Origin of the sequence: Streptomyces sp. NBC_00353, from assembly GCF_036108815.1 — a bacterium.
Classification (GTDB): Bacteria; Actinomycetota; Actinomycetes; order Streptomycetales; family Streptomycetaceae; genus Streptomyces.
This window is the reverse complement of the sequence record NZ_CP107985.1, coordinates 3,348,536-3,372,922: the sequence shown is the minus strand read 5'-3', so window position 1 is coordinate 3,372,922 and position 24,387 is coordinate 3,348,536. Positions and strand designations below refer to the sequence as shown.

Here is a 24,387-nt window from a genome sequence, read left to right as displayed (position 1 = left end):
AACTAGCTGGTCAGGGCGGTGGAGCTGATATTCAGGCTCCACCGCCCTCGGCATTTCTTGATCCAGGGCAGGTGCCGTGCACCGGGTCCGCGGTCCTGCGAGTGGGCTCCCCGCCTGTTGCGTGCCGAGGCGTCACGTTCCGGGCGTGCGGCTCCCCATCGTCGCTGCGAATGAACCGGGGTCGCCGTCGAAGCCCCGGATCGTCTCGTGGAACTCCCATCCGCCCGAGCCGCCCCGGACGAACTCGGCGACCGTCGCCGCGGTGGCGCCGCCGACCGAGGAGAAGTCGTCCTCCGCCAGATTTGTGTAGCCCTCACGAATCTGCACGCCGGTGCTCGCTATGTCGTCGAACGTCCTTCGGCCGTCCCGTTGCTGAATGGCGACCCCGACGACGACCCGGGCGTACGCGGCCGACAGCCGGTTCAGTTCCAGGGTCATCACCTCGTCGAAGCCGAACCCCTGGCCGGTCCTGCTGTCGCGGTTCAGCATGATGGTGCCGTCCGGCGAACGGCTGTCGAAGTGCACGAGATACGAGGGGCTGCCGTACGGCTCGTCCGCCGGGTAGGTCGCGGCGATGATGTCGAGGTCGTGGGCGGGAGCACCCGGAGGACTTGGGTCCCATTTGAGCCTGACTTCGACCTTTGCGAGGTCCTTCTTGGGCGTACTCATCGGACTTCCCTCCTTGCCGCTGGGCCGTCGGACCGGTCGTACCACTCGATCATGTCCGTAACTGTCCGTGGAACCAACCGGCTTGGTATCGGGCGGCGGAATCGGGCCAATATCGATTCCCGCACAGTTCAGTGCGGGATTCGGCGCGGCGGACGCTGCCTGATCTCCTCGCGGAAGAGCCCGATCGCGCTGCTGACCTGGCGCATCAAGTGGGTGTGCTCGATGCGGTCGAGATACAGACAGTTGCGGGCCAGCCCCTCCAGTTCGAAGGCGAAGCAGAGCGTCATCAGCGGGTTGATGAACAGCTCGCTGCCCCGGGTGCGCGAGGTGAACTGGATGTCCCCGAAGGCTCCCTGGACTGCCGCGGCGATCGATCCGTTGACGATGCTCGGGTGGTCGGGGGTGTGCTTCTGGGCATGGGCGACCGCGTCGACGAAGAGAGCGCCCTCGCGGGTCGTACGGGAGACGGAGAAGGCGCCCAGGCAGGCGCCATCGCGCTCCAGGGCTGCGATGTTCTCCAGGACGAGTCCGTGGCTCACCCCGTGATACGCGTCGATTCCGAAGCCGATGGAGACGACGAGGCGCTCCGGTACGTCGATTCCGGCGAGCGCCGCGACGCTGGTGAGATCCTCCTCCGGGGTGCCGAGCCCGGATTCGTCGCCACGCATCAGGATGTCCGTACCGCCGTCGACGAGGACGACCGCGTCGATGTCGTACCGCTCGATCAGTGCTCGGTAGGCGGCCCGCAGCGGCTGCACTCCCACCCGGGCGAAGGCGTGCACGGTGCTCGGGTAGTGGTGCAGTTCGAGCCACTGGGCGAGCGTGCGTTCCGGGAAGTACGGCTGGTGGAGGGAGGTTTCGGGGGTGATGACCGCGACATCGGGCGCGAGCCAGGCATCGACGGGAAGCCCTTCGAGGGCGCTGAACGAGAGATTGGCGAGCCGGACGTCCTTGCCCTGATGCAGCAGGGAGAGTGCGACCGGAAGTCCCGCGTAGATGTCGAAGCCGCCGCCCGCCCCGGCGACGAGGATGCGTTCCGCGGAGTCGAGGCGGGCGAACAGGGTGTTGGCGAACAGGGGGTTGGCGGGCGGGGTCGTCATGGAGATCATTCTGCGATTCGCAGCGCCTGGTTCGGACGTACTCCGTCAGAGCGTGACCCGCGCCACGTTCGGCGCCGTACGATGGCGCGGTGCTGGTCAAGTGGATTCGCTGCACCGTGATGGACCGTCGTGGTTTCGAGCGGGGGCAGCGAAAGTGGGCGGGGCTGCTCGGTGAGCCGGGGTTCAGGGGACAGGGGGGTGGCTGGAGCCGGGGGCGACCGGAGGTTGCCCATGTGTTCGCGTTCTGGGAGAACCGGGTCTTCTACGACTCGTTCATGGCGCGTGCGCACGACCGGCTGGCTGCCGCACAGTCCGGAACGTACAGCGACATCCAGGTCAAACTGTTCGACTACCGCTTCGATGTGAAGACCGGCTTCGAGCCGCGCTTCACCGATGCGGATGTGGTCAGAGTGGCGCACAGCCGGGTGCACGAGGACCGGGTCGAACACTTCGCCCTGATGCAGGAGAGGGTGTGGAATCCGGCGATGGCCGGCTCACCCGGCATGCTGCGCGGGGTGTTCGGCGAAGCCCCGGGGCACGAGTTCCTGGTGCTGTCGATGTGGCAGTCGAGTGCCGAGCGCGGCAAGTACCGGCCGGGGAGCGTCGAAAGGCTCTCGCAGCGGGCAGGCACCGAGGACGATGTGGCGGCGCTGGCGGGGGACGTCGTGCAGCTCGACCCGTCCTGGACGGTGTGATCCGCGGGCACCTCGGGCCGGCCCCTGATCCGCGGTGCCCAGGCGGGCAGGGGTGTGCCGGATGTCCTGGGGCCCTGCTTCGCCGGCAACATGCGTCGGACGGATTCCGGACAACTGCTCGAATGGGCCGGACTCGATCTAGGGTCTTCACATGGCACGACCGCAACGCATTGTCCTCGTCCGGCACGGCGAGTCCGAGGGCAATGCCGATGACACGGTGTACGAACGTGAGCCCGACCATGCATTGAGGCTCACCGCGACGGGATTGCGGCAGGCCAGGGAGACGGGGGCACGGCTGCGCGACCTCTTCGGCGGCGAGCGGGTCAGCGTGTACGTCTCGCCCTACCGCCGCACGCACGAGACCTTCAGGTCCCTCGGGCTGGACCTGGAGCGGGTGCGGGTGCGCGAGGAGCCGCGGCTGCGCGAACAGGACTGGGGCAACTGGCAGGACCGGGACGACGTGAGACTGCAGAAGGCCTACCGGGACGCGTACGGACACTTCTTCTACCGCTTCGCGCAGGGGGAGTCCGGCGCCGATGTGTACGACCGGGTCGGGGCATTTCTGGAGAGCCTGCACCGGAGCTTCGAGGACCCCGACCATCCGCCCAACGTTCTGCTGGTCACTCATGGACTGACGATGCGGTTGTTCTGCATGCGGTGGTTCCACTGGTCGGTGGCCGAATTCGAGTCACTGTCCAATCCCGGCAACGGAGAGACGCGAATGCTGATGCTCGGCGAGGACGGGCGGTACACGCTTGACCGGCCGTTCGAGCGGTGGCGTACCCCTGAGCCGTACGGCATCACCGGATAGAGTGGAGAGGCGATGACCGTTGACTCCGCTTCCGCCCAACGCTTCGAACGCGCCCTGGCCAGCCTGCGGGGGCTGTCCGTGGGGGACGCTCTGGGCTCCCAGTTCTTTGTGCCCGCCAACTATCCGCTGCTGAAGCAGTGCGCATTGCCGCTCGGCCCCTGGCAATGGACCGATGACACGGAGATGGCCTGCTCCGTCCTGGCCGTGCTCGCCGGGCACAACCGCATCGACCAGGACGCGCTGGCCCACTCGTTCGCCGACCACCACGACTTCGACCGGGGATACGGCCCTGCTGTGAACCGGCTGCTGCGGCTGGTCCGGGAGGGCGGCGACTGGCGCGAGCTGGCGTCCGCGCTCTTCCAGGGACAGGGCTCCTGGGGCAATGGTTCCGCCATGCGTATCGCGCCCCTCGGCGCCTGGTACGCGGACGACCCCGAGCAGGCCACCCACCAGGCCGAGATCTCCTCGTACACCACGCATCAGCACCGCGAGGCCGTCGTGGGGGCGATGGCTGTCGCGGCTGCCGCCTCGCTCGCCGCCGCGCCCGGCGGGCCGCCGACGCCGACCGATCTCCTCGACGGGGTCATCGCCCTCGTGCCGCGCAGTGCGGTCGGCGCCGGGCTGCGCCGGGCGCGCGACATGCTCGACTACAACGATGCCGGGACCGTCGCGGCGGTTCTCGGCAACGGCCGTCGTACAAGTGCACATGACACAGTGCCGTTCGCTCTCTGGTCGGCGGCACGGAGCCTCGGCGACTTCGAGCAGGCCTTCTGGGTGACCGCTCAGGCCGGTGGCGATGTCGACACGACCTGCGCAATCGTCGGCGGGGTCATCGCGGCAAGCAAGGCGGGAGCCCCGCCGGCCGCCTGGTCGGCACAGACGGAAGAGCTGCCGGGCTGGCTTCCCCGGCCGGGTCTCAGCTGACCCGTCTCGACTGTCACGGTACTGCCACATCCCTGCCGCGCACGTCTGAGAGCGGTACTGGAGGGCTACCCTTTCGGCCACGCCGCCGTCAATGATCATCGTGACGGTCGTGCGCCGAATGAGAGCCGAGGTGCTCGCGCTGCTCAGCAGCTGAGCGAGCGGAACTCGGTGGGAGGGGGTCCCATGTCCGATCACACGTCAGAGTCGTCCCGGAAGCCAGAGGCGCCCGAGTCGTCCCGCCCGCGGGAGCCGTCGGTGGCGCCGGAGTCCTCGAAGTCGCCGGAGCCGTCGGTGGCCACCGAGTCGCCCGGCAGCTCCGCAGCGCCGAGCGTGCCCGATTCCGGCGACGCCGTCCCGGAACCGCCGAAGGACCCGGCGTACGTGCAGCAAGGATGGCAACCGCATCCGCCGCCCAACCCCTGGCAGAGCCGCCGACAGCAGGCCGGCACGGTTGCGCGGCTGCGCCCGGCCCCGCCGGTCGCCATCCGCAACGCCACACTCTGGTCGGTCGCGGCCACCGCGCTCCTCAGTGGCCTGTTGCTGGGGGACGGCCTCGGCCTGAACCTGCTGATCGTCGCGGTTCCCGCCGCGCTCGCGGCCTTCTTCGCCGCAGAGGCCGCGGGTCGACGGCTCCGGCCCTGGTCCGCTGTCTGGGCACTGGGCGGTCTGTCACTGCTCATCGTCCCGGCGCTCCGGGACGCGGGCTGGCCCACCTTCCTCGCTGTGGTGTCAGCCGTCGCGCTGGGCTCGCTCACCCTGCACGGCAGCCGCAGCTGGCTCGGGGTGTTCCTCGGTTCGGTGGGCCTGTTCTCCTCCGCCGTCGAGGGAGTGAGATGGGGCGGGCTGGGCATTCGCGACCGGATGGCAGGTTCTCGCGGTCGATGGGGTGTCGCCTTCCGGTCCACCGCGGTGGCCGTTGTCCTGCTCATCGTCTTCGGAGCACTGTTCGCGAGCGCGGATGCCGCGTTCGCCGATGTGCTCGGCAATTTGATCCCCGATGTGTCGTTGGGCGACAGCCCCTGGAGGTTCTTCCTCTTCGTGGTCGGTCTGGTCGGTGCGCTCACAGCCGCCTACACCGCTGCTGCCCCCATCCGCTGGGACCGCATCACCGTGCGGGCGGGCAAGGCCCGCGGCCGGCTGGAGTGGGCGCTTCCGCTCATCGTGCTGAATCTGCTCTTCGCCGTCTTCATCGCCATCCAGCTCACCGTGTTGCTCGGCGGATACGACAAGGTGATGGCCGAGACCGATCTCAGCTACTCCGCATACGCCCGCCAGGGCTTCTGGCAGTTGTTGTGGGCGACACTGCTCACCCTCCTCGTGATCGCGCTCGCTCTGCGCTGGGCCCCTCGTGGTGAAGCGCGCGACCGGACTCTCGTGCGGATCGTCCTCGGCACGCTGTGCCTGCTCACCCTTGTGGTGGTGGCCTCCGCGCTGCGACGCATGGAGCTGTACGTCGATGCGTACGGTCTGACCCGGCTGCGCATATCCGTGGCCGCGGTGGAGCTGTGGCTGGGCGTGGTGCTGATCCTGATCATGGCGGCGGGTGTGTTCGGCGCCCGCTTGCTGCCGCGCGCCGTGGCTGCGAGCGCGGCCGTCGGTGTGCTGGTGTTCGGTCTGGTCTCGCCCGACGGGCTGATCGCGGAACAGAACGTTCAGCGCTACCGCAACAACCATGCGATCGACATCGACTACCTCCGTGGCCTCTCGGCCGACGCCGTACCGGCCCTCGACACACTGCCCGAACCGCTGCGGTCGTGTGCCCTCGGCGAGATCCAGCGCACGCTGCGCGTGTCCGACGCTCCTTGGTACGCCACCAGCTGGGGCGAGGCGCGGGCACGCGACATTCTGGAGAACCGGAGCGCGAACGCTCCCGTGACGGACTGCGCGGGGCTTGGAAGCGGTGAGGACGGCGGCGATCGGGGCGGTTACGAAGACGATACGTACGATCCGTACTGATGACGTCGCCTACGGATGACGCCCCCTACGCCCCGTGCTGATCCGGATCGCCGAGCGGTACCCGGCGATCCGGGCAGGTGCAGGCCGCATCCCCGTGGACGGCCTGCACCTGCGCCGGTGCGCGTGCCTGTGCCTGCGCGCCGCCCGGCGTACCGGTGCCGCACAGGCGTGGCGACGCTAGGCTCCAGGGCCACCCGCGGACGCCTTGCCGCTCAGCGCATCCAGATCGCTCCTGCGTACCCGGATCACCAACACCGCAGTCAGCAGGGCGAGTGCGGCCATCGCCACCGCTGCCGTGAACGCCGTCGAAATGCCCTGCGTGAGCACCTCGTGTCCCCAGGGCGCGGGCAACTCGTGTGTCTCGGCGAATTTCGCCTTCTGCTCCGGCGTCGCCTGCGCCATGAACGACGGAAGTTGCTTCTCCGCCTCGTTGCGGCTCGCCGTGCCGAAGACCGTCACCAGGATGGACAGCCCCAGCGAACCACCCACCTGCTGGCTGGCATTGAGCAGTCCGGACGCCGCACCGGCCTCGTGCTGCGCGACCCCGGAGACAGCGGTCAGGGTCAGCGTGACGAAGTTGAGGCCCATACCGAAGCCGAACAGGAGCATCGGCCCCAGCACCCCGCTCGCGTAGGAACTGTCGGACGAGACGAATGTCTGCCAGAAGAGGCCGATTCCGGTGAGTGTCGAACCGGTGATCATGAACGGCTTGGGGCCGAGCACCGGCAGCAGCCGCTGCGACAGGCCTGCGCCCGTGATGATGGCGACTGTCACGGGCAGGAAGGCCAGACCCGACTCGATGGGGCTGTAGCTCAGCACGTTCTGCACGAACAGGACGATGAAGAAGAACATGCCGACCATGGCGGCGGCCAGGCTGAGCATGATGAGGTACGTCCCCGACCGGTTGCGGTCGGCGAACATCCGCAGTGGGGTGATCGGTTCCTTCGCCCGCATCTCGATGAGTACGAATGCGGCGAGGAGTACCACCGCGGCGCCGAAGGACCCCACGGTCAAGGAGTCCCGCCAGCCCTCCTCTGATGCCCGGATGAATCCGTACACCAGCGAGGCCATGCCGAGGGTCGAGGTCAGGGCGCCCGAGACGTCGAAGCGGCCGGGATGCTTCTCGGACTCGCTGATGTACATGGGTGCCAGGACCGCGATCAGCACACCGATCGGTACGTTGACGAAGAAGACCCAACGCCAGTCGAGCCATTCGGTGAGCATTCCGCCGGCCAGCAGGCCGATCGCGCCGCCACCCGCCGAAACCGCGGCAAAGACTCCGAACGCGCGGTTCCGCTCGGGGCCTTCGGGAAACGTGGTGGTGATCAGGGCGAGTGACGTCGGTGAGGCGATGGCTCCGCCGACGCCCTGGAGGGCCCGGGCCGCGAGCAATTGCCAAGGTTCCTGGGCCAGTCCGCCCAGCAGGGAAGCAAGGGTGAAGACCAGGATTCCGGCTATGAAGACCCGGCGGCGGCCGAGGATGTCACCGGCCCTGCCGCCGAGGAGCAGCAGGCCACCGAAAGTGAGCGTGTAGGCGCTGAGGACCCAGGACAGATCGGTGGTGGAGAAGCTGAGCGCGTCCTGGATGTGCGGGAGCGCGATGTTGACGATCGTGGCATCGAGCACAACCATCAACTGACATGCGGCGATGACCGTGAGGGCGATCCCCCGTCGCCCCTGCCGTCGGGCCGCGCCCGGCGGACTCTGTGCTTCTAACTGAGAGGTTGTCACTATGGATCCCCCACAAGTGAATTAGTGAACGGAAGCGTTCACTGTCTCGTCAACGGTAGTGAGTCCCCGTCAGTGAACGCAAGCGTTCACTGCATCCTGCTGTTGCCGGGACGCCGGCGGAATTGCTCAGTCCGCCTGATCGGTCGGATGGCGATCGGTTCCGATGTGTCTCGGTCCGCCTCCACGTCCTGATCCCGCCTCACCGTCCGACCTGTTTCGATGGAGAAGAGCTGATGGTTACTTCGCGCTCGGCGGCCGCCGCTCGGCCGTCGATGGCGTCACCGCGTCGCCGCGGGCCTGTTCTGGAACGCGCGATCCTCGATGCCGCGCTGGAACAGCTGAGCACCGTGGGCTGGAACGGGCTGACGATGGAGGGTGTCGCCGCCGGGGCCCAGACAGGGAAGGCGGCGGTCTACCGGCGATGGCCCTCGAAGGAGGACCTGGTGGCCGACGCGCTGCAGGCGGCACTGCCGGCGCTCGGTGAGGCGCCCGACTTCGGCAGCGTTCGCGAAGATCTCTACCAGCTCTGTCGGCGGCTGCGCGACGCCATGCTTTCCAAGCCCGGATGCGCGCTGCGTTCCGTACTTCACGAGTGCGACGCAAGCTCCGCCGAGCGGTTCCAGTCGGTGATCCTCAAAGGGGTGATCCAGCCGTCGACCGAGCTCCTCCGGGAGGTGGTCGGCCGTGGGATCGCGCGTGGCGACGTCCGCTCCGATGCCACGAGCGAGCTGTCCTTCGAAGTGATCCCCGCAATGATGATGTACCGCAGCAAGGTGTGCGGCAGCGAATGGACGGACGGGGAGCTCGCCGAAATGATCGATCAGGTCGTGGTGCCGTTGTTCCGCTCCTCCGGCAACTGAACGCGACGGCCGGCGGCCGGGCCGTGAGCATCCCGGTTGGGGCGGCGCGGGCGGCACAACGGTCCGGCGCCCCGGGGTGTTCTCGGCGTTCTCGTCGGCGTACGCTGGCTGGCGCCATGCCGTACGAACCACCCACGCACACCGTCGAGCGCTCACTGCGCGCTACCACTGGTGCCAAGACCGTCGCCGGTGTCGACGAGGTCGGACGCGGAGCGTGGGCGGGACCGGTCACCGTGTGTGCGGCCGTCACCGGCCTCCGCAAGCCTCCTGCCGGACTCACCGACTCCAAGCTGATCAGCCCCAAGCGCCGCGCCGAGCTGGCGCCGCTGCTCGAGGGCTGGGTCACCGCCTACGGTCTCGGAGACGCCTCGCCGCAGGAGATCGACGACCTCGGGATGACCGCGGCCCTGCGCCTCGCCGCTGTCCGCGCCCTCGAAGCGCTGCCGGTGCGCCCCGACGCGGTGATACTCGACGGCAAGCACGACTACCTGGGCGAGCCCTGGACGGTCCGAACCGTCATCAAGGGCGACCAGTCCTGTGTCGCAGTCGCGGCCGCCTCGGTGATCGCGAAGGTCCACAGGGACGCGATGATGGCCGAACTGGGAGCGGAATCGGGGGACTACGCCGCCTACGCCTTCGGTGCCAATGCCGGCTACCCGTCCCCCGTGCACAGGGCCGCTCTGGAGGCGCTGGGGCCTACGCCCCACCACCGCCTCTCGTGGTCCTACCTCGACGCGCTGCCCAAGTGGCAGCACCTGAAGAAGGTCCGCTTCTCCGCCGAGGCGGCTGCACTGGAAAGCGGGGGCCAGCTCGGCTTCGACTTCTGATCGCGCATTTGTGCCCACCCGCTGATGCTCATTGCGTCGGCGTTTGATAGACAACCACCCATGCCTCTCATCCCCGAGGAGCCTCAGATTCACGAGAGCGCCCAGGGTCCCCGCGTCACTCCGGCCGCAGGCCGTACCGCGCCGACCCCCCGTCCCGTACCAGGTCCGCGTTCCGCGGCCATGCCGCGCCCCGGTCGTCCGGGTCCCGGTCCCGCGAGGCCCGCGCCCCCCGCGCAACGCCCGCACCCCACCGCCGTTCAGCCTCAGGCGGCCCGCTCGGAGAGCCGTTCCGTGCCGCAGATCCAGCTGATCCCGGCCCCGGCCGGCGGCGCGCTCGACGCCGCCGACGAGGCAGTCGATCTGCTGCTCGACTCCGGACGCGCACCGGGCGACATCCTGGTGCTCACCACCGGTGAACATCACCCGTGGGCCGTGCACGAGCTCTCCTTCGGAGAGGCCGCCTACTGGGCCCAGCACGAGGCCGGTGACGATGTCTTCTTCGCCGGTGCCGCGGGCGCGGACCGGGTGCAGGCCCGTCCCGTGGTGATCGTCGCGGTCAACGGAGCGGCCGATGACGCCGCTGCCGGTTCGCTGCTCCTCGCGCAGAAGCGCGCCGGGGCGCTGTTGATCGTCTGCGGTGACCCGCAGCAGATCAACACCGTGCTCGGCGTCGGCGTCTGAGCCGTACGGCACGTACGACCGTGGTGACCCGGCTGCCCGACGGGGCGGCCGGGCCGACGGCTCGTGTCAGCGGGCCGCGGTACGGCGCAGTGCCTCCGTCGCCCCGCCGCCGGTGCGCAGCGGAAACGGGTCGTGCTCGCCCACCGTGTCGGCGAGAGACGAAGGCGCTGACGTGGAGTTGGGCCGACGGCCACCGCGGCCCTCGCCCAGCACCTGCCACCCGCCATGGGTCAGCGTGATGTACGCACCGCACCGAAGGCCGTGCAGGGTGCAGGCGTCTCGCAGACCCCACATCCACGCCCCGTCCTCCTCCGTCCACCGCTCGTCCCCCTCGCGGCAGTAGAGCAGTACCGCAGTCCGCACGGGCGTGCGGCGTCGCAGATCGTGCGGGATGACCCGGCGCAGATGCGCCAGCAGCGCGTTACGGAACTCCCAGCCGTCCGCGGCTACGGGGCGGCGGGTGAACGACGCGCTGGCCGTGAGGCGTTCCTCGTGGTCGAGCACGGCGACGACGGCAGTTGCCGGAGTCGGCCGGTGCCGGGCGTGCAGTCCGCTGACGACCTCGCGCGGGCTGCGCAGCAACGGTATGCCTGCAGCGGCCCATTCGGCCGGTTCGAGCATTCGGGCAAGGCGGTTGACGGAGTCGGCGGACACCGAAGTGGCTGCGGACGGAGCGAATCCGAAGGTCACGGTCCTCCCTTCGCATACGCGCCCACGGTGCGGGCAGGGTCGGGTGGGGGCGCACCGCGGCACAGCCCTTCCGGGCCGCGAAAGGACCGTGCGGGGAGCGAGTTCAATTCTCCCTGGCGTATCGGCAGGCGGCAACGAGCAATTGGCGAGGCTGACGGGAATCAGCCGGAATGACACGGATATCCCTGCCCAGATCGTGGACGGATGACTCCCCGTGTCACGCCTGAACAGCGAGGACCAGCGGAAACACTCCCTCCGCCCCGGCCCGGCGCAGCAGCCGGGATGCCACGGCAAGCGTCCAGCCCGTGTCCGAGAGATCATCCACGAGCAGCACCGGGCCCCCCGCCGACGCCAACGCCTCGGCCAGTTCCGGCTCCACGACGAGAGCCTCGTGCAGAGCCCGCACCCGTTGCGCGCTGTTGGTCCGGGAGATCCGCACCTCGGCCGCTCCTGGCGCGTAAGTGACGCTGCCGAGCAGTGGCATCCGGCCGACCTCGGCGATACGGCTGCCGAGCGACTGGATGAGCTGCGGTCTGCTGTGCGAGGCGACCGTGACGACGCCGACGGGCCGGGGTGCGGCATCGGCGTTGCCGGATGCCCAGCCGCCCGGTCCCTTGGCCCAGTCGACCAGCACTGTCACCACCGCGTTCGCCACATCGTCCGGTACCGGGGCGTCCTGCGTCTGCGCCGCCAGCATCGGACGCAGCCGGTTGCCCCAGCCGATGTCGGAGAGCCGGCCGAGGGCGCGCCCCGAGAAGGACAGTTCGCCCGTCGGGATACGGCCCTTGAGGTCGACGCCGACCGCGGCGAGACCGGTCGGCCACATCTTGCGGGGCTCCACCTCCACGCCCGGCCTGCCGAGCTCGCCCCGGGCGGTGTCCAGAGCCGCCGTCGACACCTCGTCGTCGAAGCGCGCGCCCGCGCAGTTGTCGCAGCGTCCGCACGCCGCCGCTTCCTCGTCGTCCAGCTGGCTACGGAGGAACTCCATCCGGCAGCCGGTCGTCGTTGCGTAGTCGCGCATCGCCTGCTGCTCGGCTGACCGTTGGCGAGCCACCCAGGCATAGCGCTCGGAGTCGTAGACCCAGGGCTCTCCCGTGGCGATCCAGCCGCCCTTCACCCGCTTGACCGCACCGTCGACGTCGAGGACCTTGAGCATGGTCTCCAGGCGGGTGCGCCGCAGCTCGACCAGCGGCTCCAGAGCAGGCAGCGAGAGCGGCCGCCCGGCCTGGGCGAGCACATCGATCGTCCGCCGGACCTGCTCCTCCGGGGGGAAGGCAACCGATGCGAAGTACTGCCAGATCGCCTCGTCCTCCCTACCTGGGAGCAGCAGCACCTCGGCATGCTCGACGCCTCGGCCCGCACGGCCCACCTGCTGGTAGTAGGCGATGGGGGAGGAGGGGGAGCCGAGGTGCACGACGAAGCCGAGGTCGGGCTTGTCGAATCCCATACCGAGCGCGGACGTTGCGACCAGGGCCTTGACCCGGTTGGCCAGGAGATCGTCCTCCGCCTGCTGCCGGTCTGCGTTCTCGGTGCGGCCGGTGTAGGAGGCCACGGTATGCCCGCACTGGCGCAGATACGCCGTGATCTCCTCAGCGGCCGCGACGGTGAGCGTGTAGATGATCCCGGAGCCCGGGAGCTCCTTGAGATGATCACCCAGCCAGGCCAGCCGGTGTGCGGCGTTCGGCAGTTGGAGCACGCCGAGGCTGAGACTCTCGCGGTCGAGAGGCCCACGCAGCACCAGCGCGTCCGTGCCCGCGCCCGTACCGAGCTGCTCGGCGACATCCGCGGTCACCCGCGCGTTCGCAGTGGCGGTCGTCGCGAGCACGGGTACGCCCGCCGGGAGATCGGCGAGCATGGTCCGCAGCCGGCGGTAATCCGGCCGGAAGTCGTGGCCCCAGTCGGAGATGCAGTGCGCCTCGTCGACCACGAGCAGCCCTGTCGCGGCAGCCAGCCGGGGCAGGACCTGGTCCCGGAAGTCGGGGTTGTTGAGCCGCTCGGGGCTGACGAGCAGTACATCCACTTCCCCTGCCGCCACCTCGGCCTGGACGGTGTCCCACTCCTCGGTATTGGACGAGTTGATCGTGCGGGCGGTGATCCCGGCCCGGGCCGCGGCCGCTACCTGGTTGCGCATCAGTGCGAGCAACGGCGAGACGATCACCGTCGGGCCGCTGCCCTGCGCCCGCAGCAGCGAGGTCGCGACGAAATACACGGCGGACTTGCCCCAGCCGGTCCGCTGGACGACCAGCGCTCTGCGCCTGTCCGCGACCAGGGCCTCGATGGCCCGCCACTGGTCCTCGCGCAGCCGGGCAGTGTCGGTGGCGTCCCCGACGAGTCGGGCCAGTACGGAATCGGCCGAAGCCCTGAGCTCTGCGCGGTCTGCGTTGGTCATGCCCCCATGCAACCCGATGGGTGTGACAAACCGCGAACGACCCCGCGGACCTGTGGACAACTTATCCACAGGGGGTCGCGGGATTCTGCCGCTCGCGGGACGGTCGTGCCATGAACAAGCACCACGAATCCACCGGGCCGACCGACGAGCAGCAGATCACTCTGCGCGGGCCCGCCGAACTCGCCGATGCCCTCCCGTATCTCATGGGGTTCTATCCGAACGACAGTGTGGTCATGGTCGCCCTGCACGGCGGCCGCGGCCGCTTCGGCGGGCGGCTCAGGCTCGGAATTCCGCAGTCACCGCAAGAATGGCCGTCCACCGCTGAGCAGCTCGCCGAGTGTCTGGTCAAGGGCAGCGAGCGGCGTGGGGAGCGTCCCGAGGCGATCGTCATCTTTCTCTGTCAGGATCCTGCCGACGGGGAGGCCCCGGGCCAGGTGATGGAGCGGCTGCGGCCGCTGGCCCAACGTCTGCGCACGGCCTGTGGAGCTCTCGACGTACCCGTACTCGAAGCGCTCTGCATCTCCGGCGGCCGGTACTGGTCCTACTGCTGCCCCGACCCGCGCTGCTGTCCGGCCGACGGGAACTCGCTCTCCCTCCCCGGCACCTCGGTGATGGCGGCCGCCGCCACCTATGCGGGCATTCAAGTGCGGGGATCTCTGCGGGAGATGGAAGCCAGGCTCACTCCCCTGAAGACCCCGTCCGTGGCGGATCAGTCAAGGGCTCTGGACTCGGCGGGCGCCGCTCTGGTGCCGAGGATCCTCGATGAGGAGGGACGCAAGGAGGTGGCCCGCGCGACGCTGGTGCTCGCCCGTGCGCTGATGAAACGCCTCCGGGAGGCGCCGACGACGACGCCCTCCGCCGCGGACATCCAGGACGACTCCCTGATCAGCCATGACGAGGCCGCCGCGGTGATCCTCGGCCTGCAGGACCGGGAGACCCGTGACAAGGCCGCCGAATGGATGGAGGGGTCGGAAGCGGAATCCGCCTTGCGGTTGTGGCGGGCGCTCTCGCGTCGCTGCGTCGGACCGTACGGGGAGCATGCCGCGGCGCCGCTCACCCTGGCGGGCTGGGTCTCCTGGTCCACCGGCGACGAACCGGGTGCACGGGTGGCTCTGGGCCTGGCTCTGCGGGCGGACCCCGAGTACACCTTCGCTCAACTTCTCCACCAGGCGTGCAACCAAGGACTCGACCCGGAAACCCTGCGTCGTTGTCTGCGCGGGGAGCGCAGTGACCGGACGGGCCGAAGCAGTCACCGTACGGAGCGGAGTGCAGTGCCCCGCGCGGTGCGCCCGCCGGCCGTGAGGCGGAAGAGGGCGCAGTCCGGCACCGTCCGTCCCGGAACGGCGGCTGCCCGACGGCGTGCCCGGGAGTCTCGGGCGGACGGCCGGGGCGGGACCAGGAGCGGCCGACAGCCGTGACCGGGGGCGCGGTGTGGCGCCTGACGTCAGGAGCAAGGTGAGTGGAGGGAGCGGGCAGCGAAGGGCACTTGGTCCGGGAGGGATGAAGAGCGTGACGAAGGGAGTGTTTATCGTCAGGCAGACGACTATGATCACGGCATGCCGCCCTACGACCCGTCGACCTTCCCGCCCTTCGCTGTCACCGTCGACCTCGTTGTGCTCACCGTGCGCCGCCATGCGTTGTGTGCGCTGGTGGTTCGCCGTGGTGAGTCGCCGTTCCAGGGCCGGTGGGCGCTGCCCGGCGGCTTCGTCAAGGCTGATGAGGACCTCGGGGCCGCGGCGGCACGCGAGCTGGCCGAGGAAACCGGGTTGTGCGCCCACGACCCGGCGGCCCCGGCCGTCGGCAACGGTGCCCATCTCGAACAGCTCGCCACCTACGGCGACCCCAAGCGGGACCCGCGGATGCGGGTCGTCAGCGTCGCCCACCTGGCACTGGCACCCGACCTGCCCGCCCCCCGTGCGGGCGGTGATGCGAACAGTGCGCGGTGGGCGCCCGTCGACGACCTGCTCGGACCGGAGGGCGGCTACGGTCGCGAGGGTGAGCAGCAGGCCCCGCTGGCCTTCGACCATGCGCAGATCCTCGCCGACGGTGTCGAGCGGGCCCGTTCCAAGATCGAGTACTCCTCGTTGGCCACCGCCTTCTGCCCGCCGGCGTTTACGGTCGGCGAGCTCCGTCGGGTGTACGAGGCGGTGTGGGGCGTGGTCCTCGATCCGCGGAACTTCCACCGCAAGGTGACGGGTACGCCCGGATTCCTGGTGCCTGCCGGTGGAACCACCACCCGCCAGGGCGGGCGTCCGGCCCAGCTTTTCCGGGCCGGCGCGGCCACGGTGCTCAATCCGCCGATGCTGAGGCCCGAAGTCTGACCTGCGGAACGCCCGCGAGTCCGATGCTGCACTAAAAGTCCTAAATGTCGCGTTATCTTGCTGCGGTAATCACCCTGCCGCCGAGCGGTCTCACCTTCCGCGAGAGAAGCGATGCTCCAGGCCATCGGACTCACCAGCGCTCCCCACCGCGGGCTTCCGCCCGCCGTGGACGACCTCACTTTCGAAGCCGGGCCGGGCGCCGTCACCGCGCTCCTCGGTGCCCCCGGCTCCGGCAAGACCATGGCCCTTCGTCTGATGCTCGACATCGAACCGGGGCGGGGGATCACCTACTTCCGCGGCAGACCGCTGCACCGCATCCCGCACCCCGCCCGTGAGGTGGGAGTGCTCCTCGGAGACGTACCCGGTCACCCCGCTCGTACCGCCCGTGGCCAGCTCCGTATGCTCTGCGCCGCCGCGGGGGTGCCCGCCTCCCGGGCCGACGAGCTGCTCGAGACCGTCGGCCTCGCCGCGCTGCGTGACCAGCGCATCGGCGCGATGTCGGTCGGTATGGACCGCAGGCTCGGTCTCGCCGCGGCGCTGCTCGGCGACCCCCATGCGCTGATCCTCGACGACCCCGGAGAGGGGCTCTCCCCGCACGAGAAGAGCTGGCTGCACGGGCTGCTGCGCGCCCATGCCGCCCGGGGCGGGACGGTTCTCTACACCACCCGCGACCCCAAGGAAGCCGCGCGGACGGCCGACCGCGTGGTCACGGTCGACTCCGGACGTCTCGTCGCCGACCAGGGCAGCGCCGCCTTCTCCCGTACCCGGCTGCGCCCCCGCGTCGTTGTCCGTACCCCGCACGCTGCCCGGCTCGCCACGATCGTCAGCCGTGAGGCGCGAGCGGCGCAGCGATCCGTCGAGGTGGTCGCCGAAGCGAGCAGTCGTCTGTCGGTGTACGGCAGCAGCTGCGCGGAGATCGGGGACACGGCATTCCGTCACGGCGTACCCGTTCATCAGCTGGCCGACGAGATCGGTGACACCGGCCCGGTCACCGCCGGCCCTTCCGGGCCAGGGGCCGCGCCTCGTCCGGAGTCGCCGGTCACCGATCCGGAGGCCGGACCGGGGCCCGCGTCAACCGCGTCCGCGTCGGAACTGCCGCCGCCGGTCCGACGGCGTCCGGCCCGTGGCCCGCTCCAACCGCTGCGCTATGAACTGCGCCGACTCCTCGGTGTCAGAACAACGGCGGTGATCACGGCTGTCGTTCTGGTCGTCTCGGTGGGTCTCTCGGTCCTGCTCGCCCGCGGCGGCCATGCCCGGCTCCCCGATGTGCTCGCCGCCTGGCCGTCGACGCTGCCGCTGCCGCCTGTCGCATTCGGCGCCGGGCTGCTCGGAGCGCTCTCGTTCGGCGACGAGTTCCGCTACCCGGCGCTCGCGGCGGGTCGAGGCACCGTTCCCCGCCGCATCGGCCTGCTGCTGGCCAAGCTGATCGTTTCGGCGGGCGTCGCGGTGCTGCTCGCGCTGCTGACCGTCCTGGCATCCGAGGAAGTCCTCCATCTCTTGTACGGAGGCGACTTGATCCGGGTCCCGTCGAATGCGACCTATCTCGCGGCGAGTTGGGCGGGCCTGAACGTCGGCTGCGCCTGGGCCGGTCTGCTGGCCGCCGGAATCTTCAGGGTCACGTCCGCCGGAATTTCCGCGGTACTCGCCGTTCCCGTGCTCGTCGTTCCGCTCATGGAGAAGGTGCCGGCGGGGTCGACCGCACATTCGATGCTCGGACTTCCGGCCAGGCTCCGCGAACTGGCCTGGGTGCAGTGGCCGCACGTGGTGGACCGATGGATGGTGACTGTCGTGCGCGTGGTGACGGACCCCGTGGGGGTGGCGCTGTCGTTGTCGCTCTCGGTCCTGATCTGCGCTTATTTGTTCACCAGTCTTCGCGGCAGGGTTCGTTGGTGATCGCGGAACGTGCCCGGACTGCCGAGGGGCGCGAAATTCCCTGAAAAGTGCCCGTTTTGTACGGATAAGGCGTCAATTGGGGGGCTGGCGCCGATCACCCTTTCGTGTGCTTTTCACCAAAGACCTCAAGGGGTGGCTGGGCCGCGCCGACAAAGGATGCGTGAGTACCCTTGCGCACACCATGATGACCGCCGCCCGCTCCGTCGACTCCGGCCTCGCCGGCTCGGGTGATCTCGATCGCTACCCCTATACGGAGGCGCCGGCCGGCGAGCATGCAGCCGCTCGTTCCTGGGACGGCGCCGACGCCGAGCTGGGCCGGGTGGGCCGACGGGGCTCGGCGAGCCGCGGCCGCGGCCTCCACGGCCAACTCGTTCAGCAGCTGGGTCAGATGATCGTCTCCGGTGATCTGGGCGCCGACCGCCCGCTCGTGCCGGAGGAGATCGGCCAGCGTTTCGAGGTCTCCCGCACTGTCGTACGCGAGTCACTGCGCGTTCTTGAGGCCAAAGGCCTGGTCAGTGCCCGGCCGAACGTGGGTACCCGGGTCCGCCCGGTCAGTGACTGGAATCTGCTGGACCCCGACATCATCGAGTGGCGAGCCTTCGGTCCGCAGCGTGACGACCAGCGCCGTGAGCTGGGTGAGCTCCGATGGACGATCGAGCCGCTCGCTGCTCGCCTGGCCGCCGGTCACGGTCGCGAGGACATCCAGCAGCGCCTCGGTGACATGGTCGAGATCATGGGACACGCGGTTGCCCAGGGTGACGGGATCACCTGCTCCCGGGCGGATGCCGAGTTCCACTCCCTGCTCATCCAGGCCGCCGGCAATCGCATGCTTGAACACCTCTCCGGCATCGTTTCCGCCGCCCTGCAGGTCTCGGGGGGTCCGATCACGGCCTGCGACCGTCCCGGCGAGGCGTCCCTCGGCCACCACGCCCGGATCGTCGAGGCCCTCGCCACCGGCGACGCGACGGGTGCCGAGGCGGCCATGCGCCAACTTCTTGTCGTCCACCCGGAGGTGGAGCGAGTGGTGCCGGCGCCGCGCGAGCACTGAGCGCAACGCGGCCAGGGTTACGGACCACGTGTCGCCGGACCCTCGCGGTCCGGCGGCACAATTGTGGAGAGATGTCGTTCCTGGTCATGTTCGTCGCAAATGAGGTGTGACTCGGGCCACGCGGATTGGGCGTAACACTCCTCGAGACAGTGCGATGACTTAAGAGGTGACCGCCGCGGAAGGAATACAGCAGCCATTGGGCGCGCTGTGCAGTTCTGAGGCCAAGCCCGCGCCGTCGGTATATTCCCAGCCCGACGGTCGTCGGTTCCAGCCCTCTCCAGGGCCGGGCCGGAAGCCGTTTCCATCGTTCCGAGAGGTTGTTCGTGTCGGCCAGCACATCCCGTACGCTCCCGCCGGAGATCGCCGAGTCAGAGTCTGTGATGGCGCTCATCGAGCGGGGAAAGGCTGATGGGCAGATCGCCGGCGATGACGTGCGTCGGGCCTTCGAGGCTGACCAGATTCCGCCAACCCAGTGGAAGAATGTTCTGCGCAGCCTCAACCAGATCCTCGAGGAAGAGGGTGTGACGCTGATGGTCAGTGCCGCGGAGTCGCCGAAACGCGCCCGCAAGAGCGTCGCAGCGAAGAGCCCGGTCAAGCGCACCGCCACCAAGACTGTCGCGGCCAAGACGACCGTGACGAGGACCGTCGCGGCCACCGCCGCCCCGTCGGCCGAGACCGTGGACGTGGTGGCCGACGACGCCGCCGCGGCCAGCCCTGCGAAGAAGGCGGCAGCCAAGAAGACGGCTGCCAAGAAGACCGCCGTGAAGAAGACGGCGGCCAAGAAGACAGCAACGAAGAAGTCCGGCAAGAAGGACGCCGACGAGCTGCTCGACGGCGACGAGGCGACCGAGGAAGTACAGGTAGGCAAGGGCGACGAAGAGGAGGGCGAGGGCGAGACCAAGGGCTTCGTCCTCTCCGACGACGACGAGGACGACGCGCCTGCGCAGCAGGTCGCCGTCGCCGGTGCCACGGCCGACCCGGTCAAGGACTACCTGAAGCAGATCGGCAAGGTTCCCCTCCTCAACGCCGAGCAGGAGGTCGAGCTCGCCAAGCGCATCGAGGCGGGTCTGTTCGCCGAGGACAAGCTGGCGAACTCCGACAAGCTCGCACCGAAGCTCAAGCGCGAGCTGGAGATCATCGCCGAGGACGGCCGTCGCGCCAAGAACCACCTGCTGGAGGCCAACCTCCGTCTCGTGGTCTCGCTGGCCAAGCGCTACACCGGCCGCGGCATGCTCTTCCTGGACCTGATCCAGGAGGGCAACCTCGGTCTGATCCGCGCGGTCGAGAAGTTCGACTACACCAAGGGCTACAAGTTCTCCACGTACGCCACCTGGTGGATCCGTCAGGCGATCACCCGCGCCATGGCCGACCAGGCCCGCACCATTCGTATCCCGGTGCACATGGTCGAGGTCATCAACAAGCTCGCGCGCGTGCAGCGCCAGATGCTCCAGGACCTGGGCCGCGAGCCCACCCCGGAGGAGCTGGCCAAGGAACTCGACATGACCCCCGAGAAGGTCATCGAGGTCCAGAAGTACGGTCGTGAGCCGATCTCCCTGCACACCCCGCTGGGTGAGGACGGGGACAGCGAGTTCGGTGACCTGATCGAGGACTCCGAGGCGGTCGTCCCGGCCGACGCGGTCAGCTTCACGCTCCTCCAGGAGCAGCTGCACTCGGTGCTCGACACGCTCTCCGAGCGTGAGGCGGGCGTGGTCTCCATGCGCTTCGGTCTCACCGATGGTCAGCCGAAGACCCTCGACGAGATCGGCAAGGTCTACGGCGTGACGCGTGAGCGCATCCGCCAGATCGAGTCGAAGACCATGTCGAAGCTGCGCCACCCGTCGCGTTCGCAGGTGCTGCGCGACTACCTCGACTAGGTCGCAGGAGTACTCGGACCGAAGGCCCGGTTCCCATCGGAACCGGGCCTTCGGCCTATGTGCAGGTGCGGTCGTCGACGCGCTGAATGACTCTGAGTGGGCATGATCCATCACAGAGTCAGGAGTTCGCATGTTCCGCACCGTCGCCTGCGCCATGACCGGGGCACTTGCCCTGACTGCCGCCGCGGCCGTGATAGCGCTCGGCTCCCCGGTTCCGGCGGCTGCGGACAGCATTGTCATCGGCGGGCAGCCCGCGCACGTCAAGGACAGTCCCTGGGTCGTCGCGCTGTCCAGTCGTAGCCACTTCGGAAGTACCCGCGCGGGCCAGTTCTGCGGCGCCGTGATGGTGGCTCCGACGAAGGCGCTGACTGCCGCGCACTGCCTGAACCAGGAGGAGCTCGGCACCGATATGAGTCAGGCGAGCGATCTGCGGATCATCGCCGGGCGGGACGAGCTGAACGGGACCGGGGGCCATGAGATCGCGGTGAAGGGGACATGGATCAACCCGGGATACGACCCCACGACCAATATCGGTGATCTGGCGGTGCTCACCCTGGCCGAAGCGCTTCCTCAGCAGAGCTTGATCCCGATGGCCCCGGCAGGCGACCAGGCCTATGAGCCGGCTCCCGGCGCCGTGGTCTATGGATGGGGAGACACGACAGGGCGCGGTGACTTTTCGTTGTCGCTCCGCTCCGCCCAGGTGAGCATCCTTCCGGACAGCACGTGCGAACGGGCTTACCCGGGGGGCAGGGCAGGGAAGTACAAGGCCTCGGCGATGCTCTGCGCGGGCGAAACGCTGGGCGGGCACGACGCGTGCCAGGGAGACAGTGGAGGGCCGCTGGTCGCTCGCGGGCGACTCGTCGGACTGGTCTCCTGGGGGAACGGTTGCGGGCTTCCGGGCACTCCCGGCGTCTACACGCGGATCTCCGCCGCCATCGGGTGGATGGCAGGCAGTAGCTGACCGGCGCCGCTCCGTGGGCATGAGAACGGGCGGCTCCCCCCGCGAGGGGGGAGCCGCCCGTCGGCCGGTAAGGAACCGGACCCTGGCTCGTCGTGGATGCGAGGTGTCAGTGTTGTTCCTCTTCGGCGGCATTGGCCTGCACGGCCGTCAGCCGGTCCGTCTCATCCTGTATTTCCGCGGCGATCTTCTTGAGTTCCGGCTCGAACTTGCGACCGTGGTGGGCGCAGAAGAGCAGTTCACCGCCGCTGATAAGGACGACGCGCAGATATGCCTGGGCGCCGCAACGGTCACAGCGGTCTGCTGCGGTCAGCGGGCTCGCGGGGGTCAGAACAGTAGTCACGTCGCCTCTTCTCTAGCTCGACGAGCTGTCGTACCAGGGTCAACATCCAACCAGGCCGAAAACGTTCCCGCTCGTGGCTTTTCTTCGAAACTTCTTCGCAAAATGGCTGTCTGTTGCCGGTTGGCGGCGAATGTGCCGTATTGCGTAGCGCTACGGTTTCGCGTTGCTTGTCTTGGTCGGTTCGTCCGGCCGGCCGGCTTGCCGGTTTGTTCATGAGGACGTGCCCGGAGCCTAAATGGTTCATGCCTCGAAGGGAACGTGATGTGCGCGTCACTCCAACGAGGGATCGAACGCGTATGCGAGGCTGGACTACTGTGAGCATTCCCCGAGGGTGGCGTTACAACCGCTCTACCAGGCCTCGGTACGCTCTCAGCGGCTACCGAAGCCGAGCCCGATACCCACTCGGGCCCCAAATGAAATTCAGCGAGGAGCGAACCGCGTGACCGCCGATACGTCCGTGCCGTCCACTGCGCTGCTGACCGGAGCAGACCAAGACGGCTCCAACTACACCGCGCGGCACCTTCTCGTACTCGAGGGGCTCGAAGCGGTGCGCAAGCGCCCCGGGATGTACATCGGGTCGACTGACAGCCGTGGCCTCATGCACTGCCTCTGGGAGATCATCGACAACTCCGTCGACGAGGCTCTCGGTGGCTACTGCGATCACATCGAGGTCATCCTTCACGACGACAACTCCGTCGAGGTCCGGGACAACGGCCGAGGCATCCCGGTCGACGTGGAGCCCAAGACCGGCCTGTCCGGTATCGAAGTGGTGATGACCAAGCTGCACGCCGGCGGCAAGTTCGGTGGCGGTTCGTACGCCGCGTCGGGCGGTCTGCACGGCGTCGGCGCCTCCGTCGTCAACGCACTCTCGGCCCGGCTCGACGTCGAGGTCGACCGCAACAGCGCGACCCACTCGATCAGCTTCCGGCGCGGCGTTCCGGGCATCTTCACCGAGCAGGGGTCGGACAGCCCGTTCGACCCGGCCAGCGGCCTCCGCAAGGGGAAGCGGGTGCCGAAGACGCGCACCGGCACCAGGGTGCGCTACTGGGCGGACCGGCAGATCTTCCTCAAGGACGCCAAGCTCAACCTGGAGACGCTCCACCAGCGGGCGAGGCAGACGGCCTTCCTCGTCCCCGGCCTCACGATCGTCGTGCGCGACGAGCGCGGTCTCGACGGTGAGGGCAAGACCGAGGAGACGTTCCGCTTCGACGGCGGGATCAGCGAATTCTGCGAGTACCTCGCGCAGGACAAGGCCGTCTGCGACGTTCTGCGGCTGACCGGGCAGGGCACCTTCAAGGAGACCGTGCCGGTCCTGGACGAGCGCGGGCACATGACGGCGACCGAGGTCACCCGTGAGCTCGTCGTCGACATCGCCATGCGCTGGGGCACCGGGTACGACACCAATCTCAAGTCCTTCGTCAACATCATCGCCACCCCCAAGGGCGGCACCCATGTGACCGGCTTCGAACGCTCCGTGACCAAGACGGTCAACGAGGTGCTCCGCTCCGCGAAGGTGCTGCGTGTCGCCGAGGACGACATCGTCAAGGACGACGCCCTGGAGGGCCTCACCGCGGTCGTCACCGTACGGCTCGCGGAACCGCAGTTCGAGGGCCAGACCAAGGAGGTGCTCGGCACCTCGGCGGCCAACCGCATCGTCGCCAATGTCGTGGCCAAGGAACTCAAGGCGTTCCTGACCTCCACCAAGCGTGATGCCAAGGCACAGGCCAGGGCGGTCCTGGACAAGGCGGTGGCCGCCGCGCGGACCCGCATCGCGGCCCGTCAGCACAAGGACGCGCAGCGCCGGAAGACGGCCCTGGAGTCCTCCTCGCTGCCGGCCAAGCTCGCCGACTGCCGCAGTGACGACGTGGAGCGCAGTGAGCTGTTCATCGTCGAGGGCGACTCGGCGCTGGGTACCGCCAAGCTCGCCCGGAACTCCGAGTTCCAGGCGCTGCTGCCGATCCGCGGCAAGATTCTCAACGTCCAGAAGGCGTCCGTCACGGACATGCTCAAGAACGCCGAGTGCGGCGCGATCATCCAGGTCATAGGAGCGGGGTCGGGCCGGACCTTCGACATCGACGCGGCTCGCTACGGGAAGATCATTCTTCTCGTCGACGCCGATGTCGACGGCGCGCACATCCGCATTCTGCTGCTCACTCTCTTCCAGCGATACATGCGCCCCATGGTCGAGGCGGGCCGGGTCTTCGCGGCGGTGCCGCCGCTGCACCGGATCGAGCTCAGTCAGCCGAAGAAGGGCCAGGACAAGTACATCTACACGTACTCGGACCGTGAGCTGCGGGAGACGCTCCTGGAGCTGCAGCGGAAGAACGTGCGCTACAAGGACTCGATCCAGCGGTACAAGGGTCTTGGCGAGATGGACGCCGATCAGCTGGCGGAGACGACGATGGACCCGCGTCACCGCACGCTGCGGCGGATCAACATCGGCGACCTGGAGTCGGCCGAGCAGGTCTTCGACCTGCTGATGGGCAACGAGGTCGCACCCCGCAAGGAGTTCATCTCCAGCTCGGCAGCCACGCTGGACCGCTCCCGCATCGACGCATGACCGGCAGCCGCAGTCTCCACCCGTGGGTGGAGACTGCGGCTCCACCCACGGTCAACC

The 24,387-nt window shown here is 68.8% G+C and carries 20 protein-coding genes; 14 read left to right on the top strand and 6 right to left on the bottom strand.

Going from position 1 to position 24,387, the window contains the following annotated elements; genetic code table 11:
- Positions 1-132: 132 nt before the first annotated feature.
- On the bottom strand, positions 133-669 hold the full coding sequence (locus tag OHA88_RS15350) for a TerD family protein (protein ID WP_328625957.1): 537 nt from the start codon (positions 667-669) through the stop codon (positions 133-135).
- A gap of 128 nt (positions 670-797) precedes the next feature.
- Positions 798-1,778, bottom strand: a complete 981-nt coding sequence (locus tag OHA88_RS15345; RefSeq protein WP_328625956.1) for a DUF1152 domain-containing protein — start codon at positions 1,776-1,778, stop codon at positions 798-800.
- Positions 1,779-1,858: 80 nt separating this feature from the next.
- Between OHA88_RS15345 and OHA88_RS15340 the strand changes: the two genes are divergently transcribed.
- The 4 genes from OHA88_RS15340 to OHA88_RS15325 all read left to right on the top strand — a co-directional run bounded on the left by OHA88_RS15340 (position 1,859) and on the right by OHA88_RS15325 (position 6,155).
- Positions 1,859-2,464 carry a YdbC family protein gene (locus tag OHA88_RS15340; RefSeq protein WP_051878748.1) on the top strand — a complete coding sequence of 202 codons (606 nt, stop codon included), beginning with the start codon at positions 1,859-1,861 and terminating at the stop codon, positions 2,462-2,464.
- 151 nt (positions 2,465-2,615) lie between these two features.
- On the top strand, positions 2,616-3,275 hold the full coding sequence (locus tag OHA88_RS15335; RefSeq protein ID WP_267000982.1) for a histidine phosphatase family protein: 660 nt from the start codon (positions 2,616-2,618) through the stop codon (positions 3,273-3,275).
- A gap of 12 nt (positions 3,276-3,287) precedes the next feature.
- Entirely contained in the window at positions 3,288-4,199 is a 912-nt protein-coding gene (locus OHA88_RS15330) for an ADP-ribosylglycohydrolase family protein (RefSeq protein WP_328625955.1), read from the top strand.
- A gap of 183 nt (positions 4,200-4,382) precedes the next feature.
- Positions 4,383-6,155, top strand: a complete 1,773-nt coding sequence (locus OHA88_RS15325) for a DUF4153 domain-containing protein (RefSeq protein ID WP_328625954.1) — start codon at positions 4,383-4,385, stop codon at positions 6,153-6,155.
- Positions 6,156-6,332: 177 nt separating this feature from the next.
- Here the strand turns inward: OHA88_RS15325 and OHA88_RS15320 are convergent, their stop codons facing one another.
- Positions 6,333-7,886, bottom strand: coding sequence for an MFS transporter (locus OHA88_RS15320; RefSeq protein ID WP_328625953.1), 1,554 nt, complete (start codon positions 7,884-7,886; stop codon positions 6,333-6,335).
- Between the two features lie 233 nt (positions 7,887-8,119).
- On the opposite strand from OHA88_RS15320, the gene OHA88_RS15315 reads away from it, so the two are divergent.
- The 3 genes from OHA88_RS15315 to OHA88_RS15305 all read left to right on the top strand — a co-directional run bounded on the left by OHA88_RS15315 (position 8,120) and on the right by OHA88_RS15305 (position 10,254).
- Positions 8,120-8,746, top strand: a complete 627-nt coding sequence (locus OHA88_RS15315) for a TetR/AcrR family transcriptional regulator (RefSeq protein ID WP_328625952.1) — start codon at positions 8,120-8,122, stop codon at positions 8,744-8,746.
- A gap of 116 nt (positions 8,747-8,862) precedes the next feature.
- Complete coding sequence (locus tag OHA88_RS15310; RefSeq protein WP_328625951.1) at positions 8,863-9,573, top strand: ribonuclease HII; 711 nt, start codon at positions 8,863-8,865, stop codon at positions 9,571-9,573.
- A 60-nt stretch (positions 9,574-9,633) separates the two neighbouring features.
- The gene (locus OHA88_RS15305; protein WP_328625950.1) at positions 9,634-10,254 is read left to right on the top strand and encodes a hypothetical protein; all 621 of its coding nucleotides are present in this window, start codon (positions 9,634-9,636) and stop codon (positions 10,252-10,254) included.
- Positions 10,255-10,320: 66 nt separating this feature from the next.
- Here OHA88_RS15305 and OHA88_RS15300 read toward each other — a convergent pair whose 3' ends face one another.
- Entirely contained in the window at positions 10,321-10,944 is a 624-nt protein-coding gene (locus tag OHA88_RS15300; protein WP_328625949.1) for a hypothetical protein, read from the bottom strand.
- A gap of 217 nt (positions 10,945-11,161) precedes the next feature.
- Positions 11,162-13,333, bottom strand: a complete 2,172-nt coding sequence (locus OHA88_RS15295; RefSeq protein WP_328625948.1) for a RecQ family ATP-dependent DNA helicase — start codon at positions 13,331-13,333, stop codon at positions 11,162-11,164.
- Positions 13,334-13,443: 110 nt separating this feature from the next.
- Here OHA88_RS15295 and OHA88_RS15290 point away from each other — a divergent pair, with 110 nt between their 5' ends.
- The 6 genes from OHA88_RS15290 (at position 13,444) to OHA88_RS15265 (ending at position 21,430) form a co-directional block, all read left to right on the top strand.
- A complete protein-coding gene (locus OHA88_RS15290) occupies positions 13,444-14,751 on the top strand; it encodes a DUF4192 domain-containing protein (protein ID WP_328625947.1) in 1,308 nt (435 codons plus the stop codon).
- Positions 14,752-14,889: 138 nt separating this feature from the next.
- Positions 14,890-15,654, top strand: a complete 765-nt coding sequence (locus tag OHA88_RS15285) for an NUDIX hydrolase (protein ID WP_093777299.1) — start codon at positions 14,890-14,892, stop codon at positions 15,652-15,654.
- A gap of 111 nt (positions 15,655-15,765) precedes the next feature.
- A complete protein-coding gene (locus OHA88_RS15280; protein WP_328625946.1) occupies positions 15,766-17,547 on the top strand; it encodes an ATP-binding cassette domain-containing protein in 1,782 nt (593 codons plus the stop codon).
- A gap of 181 nt (positions 17,548-17,728) precedes the next feature.
- Positions 17,729-18,595, top strand: a complete 867-nt coding sequence (locus OHA88_RS15275; protein WP_323181325.1) for a FadR/GntR family transcriptional regulator — start codon at positions 17,729-17,731, stop codon at positions 18,593-18,595.
- A 323-nt stretch (positions 18,596-18,918) separates the two neighbouring features.
- The gene (locus OHA88_RS15270; RefSeq protein ID WP_326606124.1) at positions 18,919-20,469 is read left to right on the top strand and encodes an RNA polymerase sigma factor; all 1,551 of its coding nucleotides are present in this window, start codon (positions 18,919-18,921) and stop codon (positions 20,467-20,469) included.
- A 130-nt stretch (positions 20,470-20,599) separates the two neighbouring features.
- Complete coding sequence (locus OHA88_RS15265) at positions 20,600-21,430, top strand: S1 family peptidase (RefSeq protein WP_328625945.1); 831 nt, start codon at positions 20,600-20,602, stop codon at positions 21,428-21,430.
- Between the two features lie 106 nt (positions 21,431-21,536).
- Here OHA88_RS15265 and OHA88_RS15260 read toward each other — a convergent pair whose 3' ends face one another.
- Complete coding sequence (locus tag OHA88_RS15260; RefSeq protein ID WP_030927184.1) at positions 21,537-21,770, bottom strand: DUF7455 domain-containing protein; 234 nt, start codon at positions 21,768-21,770, stop codon at positions 21,537-21,539.
- Between the two features lie 439 nt (positions 21,771-22,209).
- On the opposite strand from OHA88_RS15260, the gene OHA88_RS15255 reads away from it, so the two are divergent.
- Complete coding sequence (locus tag OHA88_RS15255) at positions 22,210-24,330, top strand: DNA gyrase/topoisomerase IV subunit B (protein ID WP_328625944.1); 2,121 nt, start codon at positions 22,210-22,212, stop codon at positions 24,328-24,330.
- The last annotated feature ends 57 nt before the right edge of the window (positions 24,331-24,387 follow it).

Bases quoted from the DNA above. Each gene is read 5' to 3' on its own strand.
- OHA88_RS15325 (WP_328625954.1), top strand. From the start codon at position 4,383: ATGTCCGATCACACGTCAGAGTCGTCCCGGAAGCCAGAGGCGCCCGAG.
- OHA88_RS15275 (WP_323181325.1), top strand. From the start codon at position 17,729: ATGATGACCGCCGCCCGCTCCGTCGACTCCGGCCTCGCCGGCTCGGGT.
- OHA88_RS15310 (WP_328625951.1), top strand. From the start codon at position 8,863: ATGCCGTACGAACCACCCACGCACACCGTCGAGCGCTCACTGCGCGCT.
- OHA88_RS15335 (WP_267000982.1), top strand. From the start codon at position 2,616: ATGGCACGACCGCAACGCATTGTCCTCGTCCGGCACGGCGAGTCCGAG.
- OHA88_RS15280 (WP_328625946.1), top strand. From the start codon at position 15,766: ATGCTCCAGGCCATCGGACTCACCAGCGCTCCCCACCGCGGGCTTCCG.
- OHA88_RS15295 (WP_328625948.1), bottom strand. From the start codon at position 13,333: ATGACCAACGCAGACCGCGCAGAGCTCAGGGCTTCGGCCGATTCCGTA.
- OHA88_RS15315 (WP_328625952.1), top strand. From the start codon at position 8,120: ATGGTTACTTCGCGCTCGGCGGCCGCCGCTCGGCCGTCGATGGCGTCA.
- OHA88_RS15330 (WP_328625955.1), top strand. From the start codon at position 3,288: ATGACCGTTGACTCCGCTTCCGCCCAACGCTTCGAACGCGCCCTGGCC.
- OHA88_RS15350 (WP_328625957.1), bottom strand. From the start codon at position 669: ATGAGTACGCCCAAGAAGGACCTCGCAAAGGTCGAAGTCAGGCTCAAA.
- OHA88_RS15290 (WP_328625947.1), top strand. From the start codon at position 13,444: ATGAACAAGCACCACGAATCCACCGGGCCGACCGACGAGCAGCAGATC.
- OHA88_RS15305 (WP_328625950.1), top strand. From the start codon at position 9,634: ATGCCTCTCATCCCCGAGGAGCCTCAGATTCACGAGAGCGCCCAGGGT.
- OHA88_RS15345 (WP_328625956.1), bottom strand. From the start codon at position 1,778: ATGATCTCCATGACGACCCCGCCCGCCAACCCCCTGTTCGCCAACACC.
- OHA88_RS15265 (WP_328625945.1), top strand. From the start codon at position 20,600: ATGTTCCGCACCGTCGCCTGCGCCATGACCGGGGCACTTGCCCTGACT.
- OHA88_RS15285 (WP_093777299.1), top strand. From the start codon at position 14,890: ATGCCGCCCTACGACCCGTCGACCTTCCCGCCCTTCGCTGTCACCGTC.